The 19,627-nt window shown below is 42.7% G+C and carries 16 protein-coding genes; 7 read left to right on the top strand and 9 right to left on the bottom strand.

Translation table 11 applies throughout. The annotated features are described in order from the left end of the window. Window positions 1-87: 87 nt before the first annotated feature. Window positions 88-1,551, bottom strand: coding sequence for an alpha-ketoglutaric semialdehyde dehydrogenase GucD (gene gucD, locus OTG27_RS18750; protein ID WP_268937732.1), 1,464 nt, complete (start codon window positions 1,549-1,551; stop codon window positions 88-90). Window positions 1,552-1,569: 18 nt separating this feature from the next. After that, complete coding sequence (gene kdgD / locus OTG27_RS18745) at window positions 1,570-2,502, bottom strand: 5-dehydro-4-deoxyglucarate dehydratase (RefSeq protein WP_268937731.1); 933 nt, start codon at window positions 2,500-2,502, stop codon at window positions 1,570-1,572. Between the two features lie 319 nt (window positions 2,503-2,821). Here kdgD and OTG27_RS18740 point away from each other — a divergent pair, with 319 nt between their 5' ends. The 3 genes from OTG27_RS18740 to OTG27_RS18730 all read left to right on the top strand — a co-directional run bounded on the left by OTG27_RS18740 (window position 2,822) and on the right by OTG27_RS18730 (window position 6,428). Next, window positions 2,822-4,183 carry an MFS transporter gene (locus OTG27_RS18740; protein WP_063575335.1) on the top strand — a complete coding sequence of 454 codons (1,362 nt, stop codon included), beginning with the start codon at window positions 2,822-2,824 and terminating at the stop codon, window positions 4,181-4,183. Between the two features lie 33 nt (window positions 4,184-4,216). Then, window positions 4,217-5,575 (top strand): glucarate dehydratase, encoded by a 1,359-nt coding sequence (gudD, locus tag OTG27_RS18735; protein WP_268937730.1) that lies wholly within the window; start codon window positions 4,217-4,219, stop codon window positions 5,573-5,575. A gap of 151 nt (window positions 5,576-5,726) precedes the next feature. Further along, entirely contained in the window at window positions 5,727-6,428 is a 702-nt protein-coding gene (locus OTG27_RS18730; protein WP_034309657.1) for a FadR/GntR family transcriptional regulator, read from the top strand. A 353-nt stretch (window positions 6,429-6,781) separates the two neighbouring features. Here the strand turns inward: OTG27_RS18730 and OTG27_RS18725 are convergent, their stop codons facing one another. Further along, window positions 6,782-7,540 carry an SDR family oxidoreductase gene (locus tag OTG27_RS18725; RefSeq protein WP_034309660.1) on the bottom strand — a complete coding sequence of 253 codons (759 nt, stop codon included), beginning with the start codon at window positions 7,538-7,540 and terminating at the stop codon, window positions 6,782-6,784. Window positions 7,541-7,730: 190 nt separating this feature from the next. Here OTG27_RS18725 and OTG27_RS18720 point away from each other — a divergent pair, with 190 nt between their 5' ends. Next, window positions 7,731-8,345, top strand: a complete 615-nt coding sequence (locus OTG27_RS18720; RefSeq protein WP_268937729.1) for a TetR/AcrR family transcriptional regulator — start codon at window positions 7,731-7,733, stop codon at window positions 8,343-8,345. A gap of 30 nt (window positions 8,346-8,375) precedes the next feature. On the opposite strand, the gene OTG27_RS18715 is transcribed toward OTG27_RS18720, so the two are convergent. Both OTG27_RS18715 and OTG27_RS18710 read right to left on the bottom strand, forming a co-directional pair. Continuing rightward, a complete protein-coding gene (locus OTG27_RS18715) occupies window positions 8,376-9,077 on the bottom strand; it encodes an alpha/beta fold hydrolase (protein WP_268937728.1) in 702 nt (233 codons plus the stop codon). A 248-nt stretch (window positions 9,078-9,325) separates the two neighbouring features. Continuing rightward, complete coding sequence (locus OTG27_RS18710) at window positions 9,326-10,774, bottom strand: DHA2 family efflux MFS transporter permease subunit (RefSeq protein ID WP_096338160.1); 1,449 nt, start codon at window positions 10,772-10,774, stop codon at window positions 9,326-9,328. 257 nt (window positions 10,775-11,031) lie between these two features. Between OTG27_RS18710 and OTG27_RS18705 the strand changes: the two genes are divergently transcribed. Together OTG27_RS18705 and OTG27_RS18700 are read left to right on the top strand one after the other, a co-directional pair. Continuing rightward, window positions 11,032-11,925 carry a TetR/AcrR family transcriptional regulator gene (locus tag OTG27_RS18705; protein WP_268937727.1) on the top strand — a complete coding sequence of 298 codons (894 nt, stop codon included), beginning with the start codon at window positions 11,032-11,034 and terminating at the stop codon, window positions 11,923-11,925. 143 nt (window positions 11,926-12,068) lie between these two features. After that, complete coding sequence (locus OTG27_RS18700) at window positions 12,069-13,742, top strand: ribonuclease J (protein ID WP_268937726.1); 1,674 nt, start codon at window positions 12,069-12,071, stop codon at window positions 13,740-13,742. Between the two features lie 46 nt (window positions 13,743-13,788). Here the strand turns inward: OTG27_RS18700 and OTG27_RS18695 are convergent, their stop codons facing one another. The 4 genes from OTG27_RS18695 to asnA all read right to left on the bottom strand — a co-directional run bounded on the left by OTG27_RS18695 (window position 13,789) and on the right by asnA (window position 18,654). Next, the gene (locus OTG27_RS18695) at window positions 13,789-15,207 is read right to left on the bottom strand and encodes an amino acid permease (RefSeq protein ID WP_095679120.1); all 1,419 of its coding nucleotides are present in this window, start codon (window positions 15,205-15,207) and stop codon (window positions 13,789-13,791) included. Between the two features lie 104 nt (window positions 15,208-15,311). Next, window positions 15,312-15,944: a LysE family transporter gene (locus tag OTG27_RS18690; protein ID WP_268937725.1), complete on the bottom strand. Its 633-nt coding sequence runs from the start codon at window positions 15,942-15,944 to the stop codon at window positions 15,312-15,314. Between the two features lie 143 nt (window positions 15,945-16,087). After that, the gene (locus OTG27_RS18685) at window positions 16,088-17,320 is read right to left on the bottom strand and encodes an MFS transporter (RefSeq protein ID WP_268937724.1); all 1,233 of its coding nucleotides are present in this window, start codon (window positions 17,318-17,320) and stop codon (window positions 16,088-16,090) included. A gap of 338 nt (window positions 17,321-17,658) precedes the next feature. Continuing rightward, on the bottom strand, window positions 17,659-18,654 hold the full coding sequence (asnA, locus tag OTG27_RS18680; protein WP_268937746.1) for an aspartate--ammonia ligase: 996 nt from the start codon (window positions 18,652-18,654) through the stop codon (window positions 17,659-17,661). A gap of 233 nt (window positions 18,655-18,887) precedes the next feature. Here asnA and OTG27_RS18675 point away from each other — a divergent pair, with 233 nt between their 5' ends. Further along, window positions 18,888-19,514: a LysE family transporter gene (locus OTG27_RS18675; RefSeq protein WP_098186220.1), complete on the top strand. Its 627-nt coding sequence runs from the start codon at window positions 18,888-18,890 to the stop codon at window positions 19,512-19,514. Window positions 19,515-19,627: the final 113 nt, after the last annotated feature.

Genomic DNA, 19,627 nt, shown 5'->3' with positions numbered 1-19,627 from the left:
ATTTAACTTCCTTCCAGATTTATTAACTTCATAAGTTCTTTAATCATTAATTCGAAAGCGTTATCTATTGATCGCATTTACTTTATATTATTTGACAAACACCGTTTTAATGGAAGTAAAAAACTCTTTTGCTGCTTCTCCTTGTTCCCTGGAGTGGGAGCTGGAGTTTTTCATGCCGCCAAATGGCGCCTGTAATTCAACGCCTGCGCTCTCGGCGTTGACCCTGATCAATCCCGCTTCCATATCATTAACAAATGAAAGCAGATGTTTGATATTGGCTGTGAAAATTGAAGCACTAAGGCCATATTCCACGCTGTTCGCAAGGTGCAGGGCTTCTTCAACTGAATCAGCTTTCAATAAGGCAATCACCGGACCAAAAATTTCTTCCTGTACAATTGTCATATCTGACGTACAATTATCAAAAATCGTAGGTTCTACATAAAAGCCATTCGCCTGATGGCCTTCTTCAGCACGCTTCCCGCCAATTAGAAGTGCAGCACCTTCTTCCACTCCTTTTTCGATATAGGAAAGAACCGTATTCAATTGACTTTCGCTGGCACATGGTCCCATCCATGTCCCGCTGTCCAATCCATCCCCGATGGAAATGCCTTTCGTTTCTTTCACCAGCAGCTGCTTGAACTCTTCATATACTTCAGCTGCAACGATGACACGGCTTGTCGCGGTACATTTTTGCCCCGTTGAACGGAACGCACCTGTAATGACTGCTTCTACAGCCAGGTTAAGATCCGCATCCGCTGCAACGATCACCGGGTTTTTCCCGCCCATTTCAAGCTGGTATTTCGCTCCGCGTGCTAACGCCGCTTGTCCAATCCTTTTTCCGACTCCGTTTGAGCCGGTAAAGGTAATCCCGTTTATATCTTCGTGATCGGCGATGCCCTGCCCGATGACACTGCCCGGCCCTGTAACCATATTGACAACGCCCGCCGGGAAACCGGCTTCTTCAAAACACTCCATGATTTTCGCACAGGTGATCGCCGTCTCGGTGGCTGGCTTCACCACAATCGTATTCCCATATACGAGGGCAGGAGCCATCTTCCAGATTGGGATGGCGATCGGGAAATTCCAAGGTGTAATGACGCCGACTACACCAAGCGGAACGCGCGTCGTGAACATAAGCGCAGAACTGTCGGTGGATGGAATGACATCCCCCACCTTGCGCATTCCTTCTCCTGCATAGTATTTCAGGATCGCAATACCGCGTGCCGTTTCCCCTTTTGTTTCAGCAAATGTCTTGCCCATTTCCCGTGTTGCGCATTCTGCGATTTCATCGATCCGCTTTTCAAGAATTTGCGCTGCTTTATACAGATACTCCCCGCGCTCTGAACCAGCTAGTTTGCGCCATTTATCTTTCGCCTTTTTCGCTGCTTCCACTGCCAGGTCCAAGTCTTCCTTGGTGGATTTTTGTACATAACCGACAATTGCCTGTTTATCTGCCGGGTTTAAACTTTTTTCAACTTCATTTGAAATGGAAGCAACCCATTCACCATTAATATAGTTAAGATACGTTTTTGTTTGAACTGTAGTTATCATATATAATCCCCACCCTTATTAGATTGATTGAATTGGTGTTTCTTTTGGAAAACGATCTAAAGCATTCTCTAATATCGTTTGCATTTCTGCATAATGTTCTTTTTCCACCGGAAGAATCGGTAATCTGACTGTTTGCCCAACCGGCATTCCCATAATCTCCATACCTGCTTTAATGAGAGAAACGGCATACCCTTTTCGCTGACGGCGAATGTTGTTGATCGGCATGATGACCTGCTGGTAAATTTCATTGACCGTTTCTTGATCTCCGCTCAGGATGCCATTATAGAACTTTCGTGAGATATGCGGGATGTAATTGGATATCGCCGATGAATAGGAATCAAAGCCAAGTGGAACGTAGGCCGACATGGTAACTTCCGCAAGCGGCATTCCGTTCAGCCAGCCGAAACGTTTTCCGAAGGTTTGTGTAAGGAGTCCATTCAACTCCATATTGCCCAGACCGTCTTTGACGCCGACTACCTGCGGGACCTCAGCAAGCGCTTCCAAAGCTGAAAGTGAAAATGCCACATTATCACGCTGATATACGATGGAATTCAAGTCTGTACTCTCTGCGATGGCTTTGAAATAAGCCGACAGACCTGCCTGTTCTCCAGTAACGAGATATGGAGGTAATATTAAATAACCATCTGCCCCTTTATCCGCAGATATTCTGGCAAGTTCGAGGGAAGTTTGGATATTCCCGCCTACCCCCGTGTATACAGGTACTTTTCCAGCGGTGACGGATACGGCTACCTCAACCATCGCTTCATATTCCTCTTTACTTAATGATGGATATTCCGCTGCTGCACATGCCACGAAAATAGCTTCTAGTCCCTCATCTAATAAAAATTGGATATTTTGGGCGAGTGCTTGTTCATCAAGCTTATTACTCGTTGTGAATGGTGCCACGGGAAATCCGAGAATTCCTTTAGGTGCCTTGCGGATCTTATTCATTTTTTATTCCTCCTTGTGTATTATTGTTTTATTGTAAGACAAATACACCATCTGGTCAATCGTATTTTTTTTATTTTCTGAAAAATGAAGCACTACTTTATCCCTCGATAATTTCGCTTCTATATATACAAAAAAACACGATAATGAAGGAGCTAAAATGAAAAAACTTTTAAGAAAAAAAGCCATTGACAAACAATTTTATTTGTCTTACCATTGGACAAAACTAAATATTAAGAATTTTCACGAAGGAGGAAACAGTTAACATTGTAAGCGGTATCAATTAGAAAATATAATAAAATACGATTAAGGAAGTGAGTATATGAACGCTGAAGAAAAAGTTTTTCAACCATCTCCTAAACTGCCAAGTGCCCAGAAAAAAACACGCACACGATGGTTCATTGTCTTTATGCTCTTTTTGGTTACAGCCCTGAATTATGCGGATCGTGCGACGCTATCCATTGCGGGTACGGACATGTCTGGTCAGCTTGGTCTCGATTCAGTCATGATGGGCTATGTTTTCTCCGCTTTTGCTTGGTCTTATGTAGCTGGACAAATTCCAGGCGGATGGCTTTTAGACCGTTTTGGCTCGAAAAAAGTTTATTTTTGGAGTATCACGTTATGGTCCACCTTTACGCTTTTACAGGGGTTTCTCGGTTTTTTCGGTTCTGCGGGAACGGCTGTCATGGTATTGTTCGGACTGCGCTTCCTAGTTGGATTGGCGGAAGCCCCTTCCTTTCCGGCCAACAGCCGCATCGTTGCCACCTGGTTCCCAAGCCATGAACGCGGAACCGCGGCTGCCACTTTCAATTCGGCCCAGTATTTTGCAACCGTTCTCTTTGCACCGATCATGGGTTACATTACGTATAAATTCGGTTGGGAATACGTCTTCTTCTTTATGGGTGCTTTAGGGATCATCGTTGCTTTCATCTGGATGAAAACGATATATGGCCCAAAGGAACATCCTCGCATCAACAAAGCCGAGCTTGAATATATCGAAGCGGGCGGCGCCTTGATCAATATGGATCAAACCAGTACAAATAAGGAGGAAAAGAAAGGCGTCAACTGGAATCATATTAAGCAGCTATTATCAAATCGCATGCTGTTAGGTGTTTATCTCGGACAATATTGCATTACGACGTTAACGTACTTTTTCCTGACATGGTTTCCTGTGTACCTAGTACAAGAAAGGGGCATGACCATTCTTGAAGTTGGATTCGTCGCTTCCCTTCCGGCCATTTGCGGATTTTTTGGCGGCATTCTCGGAGGGACATTCTCGGATTTCTTGTTACGGAAGGGATTCTCATTGACTGTCGCCCGAAAAGTGCCAATTGTTGTTGGGATGATTCTATCGATGAGCTTGGTGGCAGCAAACTATGTAGATACGGAATGGGTTGTCATTTTCGTTATGGCCCTTGCGTTTTTCGGTAAAGGATTCGGGGCACTCGGCTGGGCGGTAGTGGCCGATACCTCACCAAAGGAAATGTCAGGTGTCAGCGGCGGGCTTTTCAACACATTCGGAAACATTGCCGGCATTACAACACCGATTATCATCGGATATATCATTGCCACGACAGGCTCGTTTAATGGTGCGCTAGTCTTCGTATGTGCCAATGCCCTTGTCGCGATTTTAAGTTATTTATTCCTGGTTGGTGAAATTAAACGTGTAAAGTTAAAATCATAATCAACTAAATATTCTGATATAGGGGGAAAAATCATGAACAATCAATTACTAAAGGATCACGTAAAAATCAGCACACCGGTAATTTCAGAAATGAGCGTCATTCCAGTTGCGGGCCATGACGGAATGCTTTTGAACTTGAGTGGTGCCCATGCTCCTTATTTCACCCGGAACATCGTCATTCTAAAAGACAATGCAGGTAATACGGGTGTAGGTGAAGTTCCTGGAGGTGAAAAAATCCGCCAGACACTCGAAGATGCTAAAGAATTGGTTGTGGGCCAGTCCATTGGGACATACAACAACATTCTAAATGCCATCCGCAAGCAGTTTGCGGACCGGGATGCTGGGGGGCGCGGCCTTCAGACGTTCGATCTTCGTATTGCCATTCATGCCGTAACAGCATTGGAAGCGGCACTTCTTGATTTAGTTGGCCAACATTTAGGTGTTCCAGTCGCAGCCCTTCTCGGCGAAGGACAGCAGCGTGATAAAGTGGAAATGCTGGGCTACTTATTTTATGTAGGCGACCGCAATAAAACAGATCTTGGTTATTTAAGCGAACCGGAAGCGGAAGATGACTGGATTCGCCTCCGTCATGAGGAAGCGCTGACACCCGAATCGATCGTCCGCTTGGCAGAAGCCGCCCACTCTCGCTATGGATTCAATGATTTTAAATTGAAAGGCGGGGTTTTGCGCGGGGAAGAAGAAATCGAAGCGGTGACGGCACTTGCTGAACGCTTCCCTGAAGCCAGGATCACCCTTGACCCAAATGGCGGCTGGCTGCTTGAGGATGCGATTAAACTTTGCCGCGATCAACATCATGTTTTGGCATATGCGGAAGATCCATGCGGAGCGGAAAATGGTTTTTCCGCCCGGGAAATCATGACGGAATTCAGGCGCGCAACGGGCCTTCCAACCGCTACGAATATGATTGCAACGGACTGGAGGCAAATGGGGCACTCCATTCAACTTCAATCCGTGGACATTCCTCTTGCCGATCCGCATTTTTGGACGATGCAAGGTTCCGTCCGGGTCGCTCAAATGTGTAACGACTGGGGCCTGACTTGGGGATCACACTCGAATAATCACTTTGATATTTCACTTGCCATGTTTACACACGTTGCTGCGGCCGCACCAGGAAAAATCACTGCGATCGATACCCACTGGATTTGGCAGGATGGGCAGCGTTTGACGAAAGAACCTTTTAAAATTGTCGGCGGAATGGTCGATGTTCCTTCCAAACCCGGACTTGGAATTGAAGTGGATATGGAACAAATCGAGAAGGCACATCAGCTTTATAAACAAAAAGGACTTGGTGCCCGTGATGATTCAATGGCTATGCAATACTTGGTTTCCGGATGGAAGTTCAATCCGAAATCACCTTGCCTTGTCAGATGATTTTTTTCCAACAATGCGTGCGTCTCTCTCATTAGAGCGGCGCATTTTACTTTTTTTGGACATAGGTCTACATGCAAATAAGTGTATTATATTATATAATTAGTCTTACAGTAGGAATACATATAGGATTTAACAGAAAAGGGGTTACACAATGGAAGAATCGTCAAAGAAATTAGGCGTACAATCGGTACATCGCAACACTCTTTCACAACAAGTCGTGGATCAAATTGTGCATCTGCTCGTCACTGGACAAATGAAAGCGGGCGACAAACTGCCTCCTGAAATGGAACTTATGAAAGAACTTGAAGTAAGCCGGCCTGTTTTACGTGAGGCGCTCAGTGCCCTTGATACACTAGGGGTCATAACAAGGAAAACGCGTGAAGGAACCTTTTTTAACGATAAAATCGGTACACATCCATTCTCTGTCATGCTTGCGCTGGCTACGGATAATTTACCAGCGATCATCGAAGCGCGAATGGCTTTGGAGTTAGGATTAGTAACAATGGCTGCCGAGAAGATCACAGACGAGCAACTGGAGAAACTGCAGGTTACGATTGACACGATTGCCAATAGTGAAGACAACGATTATGGAGAGGCCGATAAAGAATTCCATAAGATCATCGCTTTAAGTGCGAACAATCCCATCATTGAAGGCATGATCGATTCCTTATTGATCACTCATAATAAAATAAATAGCTTGATTCAATTCAGGGAACGGGAACTGACCGTGAAGTATCATAAAGCCATCTATGCTGCACTTGCAGCACATGATCCACATGAAGCATTCAGCCAAATGTACAAGCACCTTGATTACGTCCGTCAGAAAGTCCTTCAATATTCTCACGAACATTAATAGATTGTTTGCGAGGTACCGCAGCAAACTAATGGATCACTCAATGATTCTATTTCATAAGGAAAGTGGATTTTTTCAGGGAACCTATTTTGCTTCCGAGATTTCAGAGTTCAACTTATCTTTTAAATCCATTGATAGCATAATTCTTTTTGAGAAAAACTGGATAGCAGCGGAACTATCCAGCCCCCACTAATCCACTTCCGATTGAAATCACCCATTGAAGTCAGAACCTTCCTCATGGAAATTGCTGGCTAACCACAATCCCCCTCTAAATACCCTGCCTAGGCTCCACTCAAAAAAACATGCATCCCTGCTTACTGGCTGGAATGCATGGATTCTTTTTAATTCATGGTTTAGTATGCACTCCAACCAGCATCTGCCGTAATGACAGTACCATTAACAAAACTGGAATCGTCTGAAGCAAGGAATAATGCCACTTTAGCGATTTCCTCAGGTTTGCCGTTTCGTGGATTGATCGCCATACCCAGCTGTTGGCGAGAGAAGCCAAACTCATTGATATTCGTCATGCTGGAACCAATATTGGTTTCTACTCCGCCTGGTGCTATAGCATTGCAGCGAATCCCTTTATTGGCATACATGTAGCCCGTGTTTTTCGTGAAACCAACGACTGCATGTTTAGAGGCGGTGTAAGCAGCACCAGCCCGGGCACCGTACAAACCGCCAGCAGAAGCAATATTGATGATGACCCCTTTTTGTTTTTCTAAAAAGATCGGCATCACCTTTCTAGTCGAACGCATGACGCTTGTCGTGTTAATGGCAAAAATCCGATCCCATTTAGAATCTTCAATGTCCCCAGCAGGTTCCATGCCATCCATGATACCCGCGTTATTCACCAAAATATCCACCGTTCCATACGTACTTACCGTGGTATCGATCAAATGTTGAATATCTTCCTCCACCGCTACGTTCGTTTTAATGGCAAAGGCCACTCCGCCATTCGCTTTTATTTCTTCCACCGTATCGTTCGCACCATCAAGATTTAAATCCGATACGACGACTTTAGCTCCTTCTCGAGCATAATCTATGGCAATTTGTTTCCCCATGCCTGATGCTGCTCCTGTCACAACGGCAACTTTGTCTTGTAATTTCATTTGAACTCCCCCATTCATTCTAGTGAAGCGTTACTTATTGTACAGATGTTCATTATCTACCTTCCTTTATAGTATAATTAGTTTCAATAGGCTTATACAATCAGCAAATGCTGTCCTCAATGTTGAATAATGAACAGAAAGTAGTAACTATGTTTATTAAAAGCACAATAACGAACAAAGGATGAAGAAAATGACTGATAATAATACTGGGATTGATAGAAGGATCAGGAAATCCAAAATGGCTTTGAAAGAATCCCTCATTTCTTTAATGCAAAGTAAGGATTTCAGGGAGATATCGATTACTGATATTGTAGAACTCGCCGACCTTAATCGGGGTACATTTTATAAACACTATCAGTACAAAGAGGAACTTCTTGAAGAGGTCATGGAGGATGTGATTGCCGATTTGATCATATCTTACCGGGAACCTTATAAGAACGCTGAAACTTTCACCATCAATGAACTAACGGCTTCGGTCATCAAAATATTTGAACATGTCGCTAACCATGCAAACATTTATACCCTCATCCTAAAGTCGAAGGCATGGCCTACATTACTGGAACGGATTTGTAATGAGTTGAAGAAGCTTCCAGTGGAGGACCTGAAAGATTACCGGCCGAATCCTAAGATCAATAAAGAACTTGCCTCCAGTTACCAAGCATATGCGATATTGGGCATGATCATCGAATGGGTCAACACTGGCTTTAAATATAGCGCTGACTATATGGCTGAACAGCTGCTGGAAATCCTTAATAATAAATCGGTAAATGCCGTCTTTAAAATAAACCATTTAAAGCAGAAATAAGAGGGCTGCACCAGCAACCCTCCTTTCACCTTAAATCGCCTGCCCTTTGGAAAGAAACCTTTTTACAACAGACAAGAAAGCTGGTAAATCATCTTCATGGACAAAGTGTCCGGCATCCTCTATCGTCACCAATTCGCAATTCGGGATAAGCTCGGAAACCTCCTGCAATTTGTTTTGGGGAATATGGCTGGCCCCGCCCCCTATAACAAGCGTCGGCATCATAATATCGGTGAGGCGTTCCCACCATTCGGGATCGGGTTCATTAAGCTGCTGTAGAATCGAAGGCACTACCTGCCAATCAAACGGCAGTGGGATAGAAGGCCTGGAAGGAACCTCCATTGGTTTATCCGAGAAAGGAGGCGGCGTATCTTCGACAATCAACCTTTCTATCCTCGAAGGAAAGGTTTGTGAGAAAAGATAGGAAACCGTCCCCCCCATGGAATGCCCCATTAGCGAAAACCTTCCCAAATCAAGCGCATCTGCAAAAAGAAGCAAATCATCACGCATCGATTCAAAAGTATATGTATTCGTTCTCGCACTCCCACCGTGGCCCCGTTGATCTAAAGCTAAAACACGATAACTTTCTCCTAATGCGGCAGCCGCTTCATCCCATGATTCCGAACTTTTTCCCAGTGCATGAAGAACAACAAGCGGTGGAGCAGAAACATCCCCGCACTCCCGATATTGAAACGTGAGTCCATTCAACTCAATTTGATTAACCCTAATTTCCATCTCCGTTCACTCCCAGGATCGGATTCGCCATTTTGAACCCCGATCTATTTTTAAAAAAACCTCTAAAATACTATGTTGACTATAAGTGAATTATACGTTTATGCCTTCACCCATTTATTCATCCTTTGGCTTCATTCCGCAGCAGCATGAATTACATTCCGTTACGGGCCTTAACGTGAAAGGCAGAATAGAAAAAGCCCTATGCTGCCTGAACGATTCAGGTGGCATAGGGCCTTTTATTGTTTCATTTAAGCGGTTTGATCTTTTTTCACAGCAGGTTTTTCTTCAGCCGGCCAAGCACGCTTAATGAATAATGCCAGAATCAGCGCCACACCGGCAATGAAGGTAGATACAAAGAAGGAGAAGTTAATTCCATCCAGCATTGCCTGCATCCCGATTTGGGCTTTCATTTGGCCCATCATCTCAGCGGTGGGCTGGCTCGTTAATTTGCTCATCGCTTTCGTCATTAAATCTTCGGCAGTAGAAGCTGCACGGTTAGACATGACCGTAACGAGCAATGCCGTACCGATTGCCCCGGAAATTTGGTTCAGTGTGTTATTCATGGCTGTACCGTGCGGGTTCATGCGGGCTGGCAGCGCGTTCAAACCATTTGTCATGATCGGCATCATGGACATTGACATCCCGAAGGAACGAACGGAAAACAGGATTACAATTTCTGTATACGTGGTTTCCATTGATAATTTACTTAGCAAATACGTGGTTACCACGGTGATAAGCAAACCGATTGAAGCAAGGATGCGGGCACCGAACTTATCGAAAAGCTTACCGGTGACCGGTGACATGAGGGCCATTAATAACGCACCTGGAAGCATCAATAATCCAGAATCGAATGGTGAAATGCCACGTACTGTTTGTGTATACATCGGAATTAAGATCATCCCCGAGAACATCGCCATGTTCAGTACGATTGAGATCGTTGCGGATAAAGCGAACATCGGGTGCTTGAAGATATTGAACTCAAGCATTGGTGTTTCCATTTTAAGCTGGCGTGTTATGAAAAGGATCAGGGAGATGGCACCGACAATCAGTGTTCCGTATACTTCAAGGCTATCCCACCCCTTGCTGCCTGCCGAACTGAATCCGTAAAGCAAACCGCCGAAGCCTAAGCTTGAAAGGATGACCGATATTTTATCAATTGAGATATCGACTTTTTCCTTGTGGTCTTTAAGTTTAAAGAAGCCGAAAATAAGCACTAGTAAAGCTAGCGGAGTAATGAAATGGAATAGCATTCTCCAATCATAATGTTCGATGATCCAGCCTGAAAGCGTCGGCCCGATTGCAGGGGCAAACATCATGACCAAACCGAATAGTCCCATTGCCGAGCCCCGTTTTTCAACAGGGAAAGAAGTTAAAAGTACGTTCATTAATAATGGCATCATGATTGCCGAACCTGCAGCCTGAACCATACGTGCGCTCAATAATAGCGGGAAAACATGCGCTACACCTGCCACGATCGTCCCGATTGAGAATAGGAGCATGGCTGTCAGGAACAGATTACGCACCGAATATTTTTTTATTAAGAAGGCAGTTGTCGGAATCATGATTCCGTTCACGAGCATGTAGCCTGTTGTCAGCCATTGGACTGTGGAAGTCTCGATTCCCAGGTCTATTTGGATTGATGGCAGTGCAATATTTAAAAGGGTTGAATTCAGTATCGCTATGAACGCACCGACCATCAGTATGGCCAAAATGCCATACGAACCTTTTTTCTCATTTATTTGTGCAGTACTCACTTTTTATCTATTCCTCCATTCAAACTATTGGTTCATTTAATTAGACGAGCGGTATATTAAAAACTCACAAAATCAATAATATACCCCTAGTTCATTTTTTGCAATAAAAATTTACTGGTTTAAATAAGGGTTTGTGCTGTGATGAAAAATAGAGTACGATTAATTTTATACAAGCAGTATAATGAAAATCAGGTGATATAATGAACAATCGAAGGCAGAATGTCATCGATACGGCTCATAAGCTGTTTATTGACAAAGGCTACCAAGCGACGTCCATTCAAGACATTTTAGACGGCAGCGGTATATCAAAAGGTACATTTTATAATTATTTCCCTTCGAAGGGTGAATTATTTATAGCTATTTTCCGTTCCTTTTATACAAAGATACGTCATGAACGGGAAAAACTGTTGATTGGTCAAGATTCCGCCGATATTGAAATTTTCATCCGGCAGCTCGAACTGCAATTGATGGTGAACAAGCAAAGCAAATTGCTTATCCTGATCGAAGAAGTCCGTGTTTCCAATGATGAAGAATTAAAGCAATTCATCAATAAGACGCTATTGTTGAGCTTACGCTGGATGTATAACCGTTTTATCGATATCTTCGGTGAAAGTAAAAAACCCTATCTTTTAGATAGCGTCATTATCTTTCATTCCATGATGACCCACATGAATCATTTTAGTTACCGTGCTAATCCCGCCGGTACACCGGATATACAAATTATCCGCTACTGCATGAATCGCATTGTCCATTTAGTCAATGAAGTGGCTGAAAGCGGGGAACAGATCATTGATCCTGAATTAATGGATACATGGTTTCCAAAATTCACAAACCAGCTTGATGCTTGCCATAATGATTTGCTTCATTCCACCACGGAATTGAAAAAAGCGATAAACAAGGCTATTCCTTGCGATGAAGATCGAAGAAGAGCCATTGAATTGGTCGACTTTATCCAAGATGAGCTGATGCAGTCAGACAAACCGCGAGAATTTCTGATAGAAAGTCTGCTGGTCACTCTGAAAACCGGATATGCTTCACAGATCCAAGCATTGGAGACTTTTGAAGAAAGCATCCATTCTTGCTTGAGCCGATGAAGATTGAAGATACACACCTACCGAAAGCGGCAGGTGTTTTTTTTATGGCTTTTTGAATTAGCCTGATTTAAAAAAAGAGTTGGTTTTATAAAAGCGACCTAAGGAAACACTATCCTTATCATAATAAAGGGAGGTCTATCTACTTGAGTGTGAAAGAGAATACTTTGTCCATATTGGCTCTGGGCGGAGTGAATGAAATCGGTAAAAACATGTATGTGATTCAATATTCTAACGATATCGTCATTATTGATTGTGGTGCAAAGTTTCCTGATGAAAGTTTATTAGGAGTCGATTTGATCATTCCTGATATTTCCTTTCTTCAGGAGAATAAGGAGAAGATCCGCGCTTTGATTGTGACTCATGGGCATGAAGATCATATCGGCGGTATCCCTTATTTCTTGAAAAAATTGAATGTGCCCATTTATGCCACACGTTTAACACTTGGTTTGATTGAATTGAAGTTAAAAGAACATAACCTTTTGGCTGATACGGAATTAATCCAGATCGATTCGGATTCAAAGCTGGAATTCGGGGAAATGGTTCTGGACTTTTTCAAAACGAATCATAGTATTCCCGATTGCCTCGGAGTCACCATGCATACGCCGGAAGGCACGGTCGTTCATACAGGGGACTTCAAGTTTGACTTGACTCCGATGAATGATCAGTATCCCGATATTCATAAAATGGCCAAAATCGGGAGTGAAGGTGTCCTCGTTCTGCTATCGGAAAGCACGAACGCAGAGCGTCCCGGCTCCAGCCCCTCGGAGCATTTGGTTGGCAGCCATATTGAAGAGGCCTTCATGCAGGCAAAACAGAAAGTCATCCTTTCGACATTCGCTTCAAATGTCAATCGTGTTCAACAAGTTGTGAACGCTGCACAGAAGACAAACCGGAAACTAGCCCTGATTGGACGAAGCATGGTGAACGTCGTAACCGTTGCCATTGAACGCGGCTATCTCGAGGTTCCTGATGGGATGCTTATCCAACCACAAGAAGTCGATAGTTATGCTCCGGAAAGGGTCGCGGTTTTATGTACAGGAAGTCAAGGAGAGCCATTTGCCGCCCTTTCCCGCCTTTCCAGTTCGAATTATCGGGATATGAGCATATTGCCCGATGATACAGTGATTCTTGCATCCACACCAATACCCGGAAATGAACGGGATGTTTCACGTATCATCGACAACCTGTTTCAACTGGGCGCGAAAGTCATTTACGGTTCCGGGACTGTAACGGGCATGCATGTATCCGGACATGCTTATCAGGAAGAGTTAAAGCTTATGCTTACCCTGATGAAACCTAAGTATTTCATCCCGATTCACGGTGAGTATCGGATGCTGCACCAGCATCGATTGTTAGCTGAGTCTGTCGGGGTGGAGAAGGACCACACTTTCATCATCAATAATGGTGATGTGGTGGATATTGAAAACTCCGTTGCCCGTCAAACAAGAAAGGTGGCTGCCGGCAATACCTTTGTCGACGGTGTTGGCGTCGGGGATGTTGGAGAAATCGTTCTGCGGGACCGCAAACAGCTTTCCGAAGATGGAATGCTCGTCATCGTCATAACACTAAGCAAGACAGAAAGAAAAATAGTCTCAGGACCCGATACCATTTCCCGTGGATTTGTATATGTTCAAAATTCCGAGGACCTCCTAAAAAATGCGAATCGTATTGTCACGAAAACGGTCAACGACTTACAAAGTGAAAAAATATACCGGTGGAACATCATTAAACAAACCATTAAGAAGGAACTGGGGCAATATCTCTTTAATCAAACTAAGAAAAAACCAATGATCCTTCCAATAATCATTGAAATTTAGCTCCAAATTGAAAGGAACTCGACTTTGAATTAGTCGAGTTCCTTTTTTAATCAAGTCCTGATTTACTCGCTTTTGCGGCCATTGCCTTGTTCTTATTCCATACCTTGAACTTCATGAAAACGGCTGCAAGACCGATGATCACGATGAATAAAAGGCTGATGAAAAATCCTGGACGTATCTCTTTTTCAAGCAGTGTTCCACTTACTGCCGCTAAAATTAAAAGCAGTCCGAAAACCGCCGTAATCTTACTCCACATCTTATTTTCCAAGATTTTGAATGAAGAAAGAATGATGAATGCCCAGTTATACAAAAGCAATATACCAGCTGATGTTGTAATGTATTCATAAATCTTTCCTGGCAGGAGCAAGGCAGTGATGATCGATCCTAAAAGACCTAAGGCTCCAAGCCCCAGTGACGGCAGCGGAAGATCTTTGAATTTCTTGATCTTTTGCATGAATAATGCGGGTGCATTCCCATCATTGGATAGCGTTACCAATAAATTGGTTACACCGAATAGTGAAGCGGTCATCGTCGAGAAACCGGCAATGATGATCGCACCATTAAAAACGTGCGGGAAAAATGTCAGGTGATAACTGTCCAATGCCGAAACGAATGGGCTTTCTTTTTCACTGAATGCCCCTAACGAAATCATGGTTACGGCTAATCCCAATGAAACCACATATATAATGGTAAGGACCAAGAGCATGATCGTCCCTGCCTTTGGTGCATCTTCTTTCTTTTTAAGCTGCATCGCCATCAATCCAATGACCTCAATGCCGCCAAACGCATAAAAGGCATAGATAAGGGATGTCCAAAACCCCTTTAACCCTTTGGGGAATAATTCATTGAACGTATTCGGAAATGATGGCGGTTTCGCTCCAGCAAGACCGAACCAGCCGCAAACGGCACATATTGCAATGATGATAAACATTACGATTGCTGCTGTCTTAATTACAGCAAGGATGTTTTCCACCCTGTCGAACCCTTTTGTTCCCAGCAATACCACCACAATTGAAACAATGGCAAAACCGGATGCAAATAGCCAAAGCGGCACTTTCGGGAACCAAAATTGAGATAATAGCGAAAGTGCAGTAAGCTGGCTTCCCATGATCAATATATTGGAGGACCAATAATTCCAGCCACAGCTAAAGCCCGCCCATCGTCCAAATGCTTTATTGGCATAATAACAAAAAGAACCTTCTTGAGGATCGGCAGCCGTCATCTTGGCAAGCAGATTATAAACGATATAGGTACCCAGTGCAGCCAATACAAATGAAAATACAATGGACGGCCCAGTCGTTTTAATCCCTATGGTCGATCCGAGGAAATACCCTGTCCCGATCGTACAGCCTACGCCGACCAATGATAGCTGCCACCATTTCATGTCGCCCTGTTGTTCACCCGAAGCATTGGAATCTTGGACAGCCTTTCCTTTCGCTGAACTGCAATTGGCTTTTGTTGTCATAACATTACCCCCTTCCATCACTCATAGTGTTGATAATGCCACAATGAATTATGCAAGGAAGAAGTTTTCAAATACCTTATGTAATAATCTAATGCATTCTGCTTTTATGATAGGATGGCAGCAATGCCTTGGTAAGCAAAATAAATCCCAAAACCGACCAATGATAATCCAGAGATGATCGAAATGGCCATTAAGCTTTTTTCATTTAAGAACCTGCGAAATCCATTCGTTAATGCCGCTACAAAAAAGTCCCAGCAAGTAAGACCAAGAAAGATCATCCCGCTATAAATGAAAAGTTGGGATGTCCCATAACTTGCAGCCGTTTTAGCTAAAACAGATCCATATATCCCCAACCAAAATAAAATGGACAATGGACTGGTCACGGACATGATGAACCCAGTCAAAAAACAGGAAATTAAAGAATCTCTATTCCTGTATTCATTTAATAATATCGTATTAACCCGTAATACACTTTCCACCCCGGAATAAATAAGCACAAATCCGCCAAAAAGCCAAAGAAATATCTGGACGATCGGGATTTCTAAAAACCGCACCATTCCTACATATACTAAAATCATGAACAAGGCATCTGCGATCATCGACCCTGCCCCAACGATCCAGGCGTGCCAAAACCCGTTCTTGATTCCTTTATCGATACGAGCAGAGTTCACCGGGCCGATCGGTGCTGCAAGGGTAAGTCCTAAGAAAAAGTAACTTAGCAGTAAATGTACACTCAAAAAGCATCACTCCTTCGAGCTAGTTCATGACTTGTACATTTTATGTGACAACCCTCTGCCTATAACCACATGCCAAAAAAATTTCCCGATTCACAAAAAAAGCCGTGGTAAAGCCCGGCTTTTTGGAGATGTATTGAAGCCGATCAGGCAGCAGCTTCTTTTTTGTCCGAACTAATGAATTTCATAACAATCAATACGATGCCTATACCGATGATCCCAGAAATGATATAGGTCATATTGATATGATTTTTCATGACAAGGGACATGACCGGAGGGCCTGCAGCAACGCCGATGAACCTTGATGACATGTAGAAGGAGGTTATCGTCCCCCGCTGTTCCTTTTCTATATTTTGAGTGATGATTGCGTCGAGTGTCGGCAATAAAGCACCAATTGCTATGCCCACCAAGCTTGTTATTATCAATAGAAGGACGACCCTGTTTTTAGTAAAACCGACAAATACAAGGCTGATTGAAAGGACAGCTAAACTGATCATGATGATCTTTTTCATGATTGGCAATTCCCCCTTGATTTTTTTCCCTGCAACATAAGAAGATACGCAAAGAAAAAATAGGGGGATCGCTATCACTAAACCTTTTTTGATACCATGCAAATCATGGATTTTTTCCAGATTATCAGACAAAAAGAAAAGAACACCGAACAAAACCAACATGACAAAGACACCAATCAGGAAAACCGTATATAACCATTTTCCTTCCTTCTTGAATATTTTTTTCGTATCATGCCAGAAATCCTTGAATTTCTTCGGCTCATCCTTCTCCTTTGGTACCTTTATAAAGAAAAAGACCAAAACAATAGATATTAAACTGAAGAATGAAATCGAGAAGAATGGTAAAAACCAGATAAATGCAGCAAACAGGGAACCCAATATTGGACTAAGCACTTTCCCAAAGGTATTCGAGGTTTCTATGATTCCCAAACAAGAACTCGTTTTTTCATCATCATCTTTGTATAAATCCCCCACCAAAGGCAAAATGATTGGTGAGGCCCCAGACGCCCCAATCCCTTGCAATACCCTCCCAATGATGATCCATGTATAGGGATCTTCCATTTTCCATGACGCATAACCAGCGATCAAACCACCTATAAGGGCTAGGATCAAGCTTGGCAGAATGACCATTTTCCTTCCGAATCGATCTGATAAATAACCTGCAATGGGAATTAAAAAGATGGATGCAACGGAATAGCTTGTTATCACCATACTTGATTGAAATGAAGATATCCCCACCTTTTCCTCGAAAATGGGCAAAACCGGGATAAGCATTGAATTTCCAAGTGTCATAACCAATGGAATCGATGCCATACTGATCAGGCACCACACGCTTACATCTTTATTTTGCTTCTCATGACCTTCCATACTTACACTCCTCATCCATTATAAAAGCAACTTATTGCATAAAAGGTGACCATTTGTGAAACCAATTTGTTTTGCATCATATATTAGATGTCTTAAATTATTATGTTATAGTGCAGAAACATTTATTCAGTTGCGCTTCTCCCAAAATTACCCCATTCCCTTTAAAACAAAAAAACCATTCTGTTTAAGAATGGGCTTTCTTTTTGCTTGTACAAATTTGCACGTTGATTGGAACGAAGGGCACCCGCTCCAATCAACAATGTTAATGAATTTGGATAGAACTCCATTTGCCTACAGTCTAACCATTCTGTTTAAAAATGGGTTTCCCGCTTTCGTCTTTATAAAAGAATAATATTCCTTTTTTCACATTCCTCTACTATTTGGTCATTCCATACCGAAACCTGAACCTCGCCAATATGTGCTTTCTTCAACAAAAACATGCATAATCTGGATTGCCCTATTCCCCCGCCTATTGAATACGGAAGCTTTCCTTCCAATACGGCCTTATGATAATCGAGTACCTTACGATTCTCGTTTTTGGATAATCTTAATTGTTTTAACAATGACCTTTCATCTACTCGAATGCCCATTGAAGAAACCTCAAAAGCACATTCCAAGAGTGGGTTCCATAAAACGATATCTCCATTTAGATCCCAATCATCATAATCCGGTGAACGTCCATCATGCTTTTCCCCCGATTGTAACGCTCCGCCAATTTTCATAATGAAGATTGCACCATATTTCTTCGCAGCCACGTTCTCTCTTTCCTTCGGAGTAAGATCCGGGTATAAATCCTCCAACTCCTGGGTCGTAATGAAGTGAATGTCCTCTGGTAACACAGGCTTAAGCAGATGATGGAATTCAAACATATAACGTTCGGTCGATTTAATGGCACTATATATTTTTTTCACTTCGGATATTAATGTATCCACGTTACGTTGTTCTTTCGTAATGACTTTCTCCCAGTCCCATTGATCCACAAATAACGAGTGTAAATGATCCAGTTTTTCATCACGTCTTATTGCATTCATATTCGTGTAAATGCCTTCATCACAAGCCAAACCATACCTAGAAAGAGTGATTCTTTTCCACTTTGCCAAAGATTGAACCACTTCTATTTGTTTATCCTTAATATCCAGAGCATCAAAGGTAAGAATCCGCTCCACACCATTTAAATTGTCATTGATACCATTACCTTCATGTAAAACGAAAGGGGCTGATACTTTAATAAGGTTTAACGCATTTGAAAGTCCTTCTTCAAAATGATCCTTCATTTCATTTATTGCAATATCAGTATGCATGATATCAAGAATTGTTTTATATTTATTCGGCATTGATAATTCAGGCATAATTCTCCTCCAATTCCGCTTTGAATAGCGCATGCACTAAAATAGGCGTCTTTCCATTTGACTAAATTACATTATGAAGGAGTTTTCTGTGTTGTTACAAAAATACCAGGTCAGACAAGGCGGACTAAACTCAAGAAATAGAACTAAAAAGGTGGTACAAGTCCAAATGTTTGAATACATTCAAATAAGCGAAGATGTATAAACGATGAGGTGATGAATTGGGTGTTTTTTTCAGCTTTGTATTATTAGGTTTATCACTGGCGGCTCCTATCGGTCCCATAAACGCTGCTCAATTGGACAAAGGAATCAAGAAGGGTTTTTGGCATGCCTGGGTATTTGGCTGGGGTGCCATTTTAGCGGATTTTGTTTTTATAGCCCTCGTCTTCTTCGGTGTCGTCCACTTTTTGGACAACTCCTTCATGAAGACATTTTTATGGCTTTTTGGATTTTTCGTCCTGACCTATACCGGAATCGAAAGTCTGCTAAGTGCAGGCAAGATTGAAGTGAATGCACGAAAAGCGAAAGATTCCCTTTTTTCTTCATTCCTGACAGGATTCATCATGTCCCTTTCGAATCCTTTATCCATTTTGTTTTGGCTGGGGATTTACGGATCCATTCTCGCAAACTCCGCTTCAAAATATGATATGGATCATTTACTTTTATACAGCTCAGGAATCCTTATCGGCCTCTTAATCTGGGATTTCGTAATGGCCATCATCGCCAGCACCTTCAGACGCTTTTTATCCAAACCCATTCTAATGGGCATCTCGATCATTTCGGGGATATCCCTTATAGGGATCGGCATATACTTTGCCATCCAGGCAGCAAAGGTTTTATTTACATAAGTATTTACTCGTGAGTTCGCATTAAATAGATAAATTAGGCCGCCTATTTTAATGTCCTTCTTTGTCCATGCTGGACACTTATCCCTCATTGTTGATAGCCTGAAAGGGTAAAC

The organism is Peribacillus sp. AS_2 (genome assembly GCF_026891895.1).
Taxonomy (GTDB): domain Bacteria; phylum Bacillota; class Bacilli; order Bacillales; family DSM-1321; genus Peribacillus; species Peribacillus frigoritolerans.
Note: the sequence above shows the minus strand (reverse complement) of the source record. Positions and strands in the feature narration are given on the sequence as shown.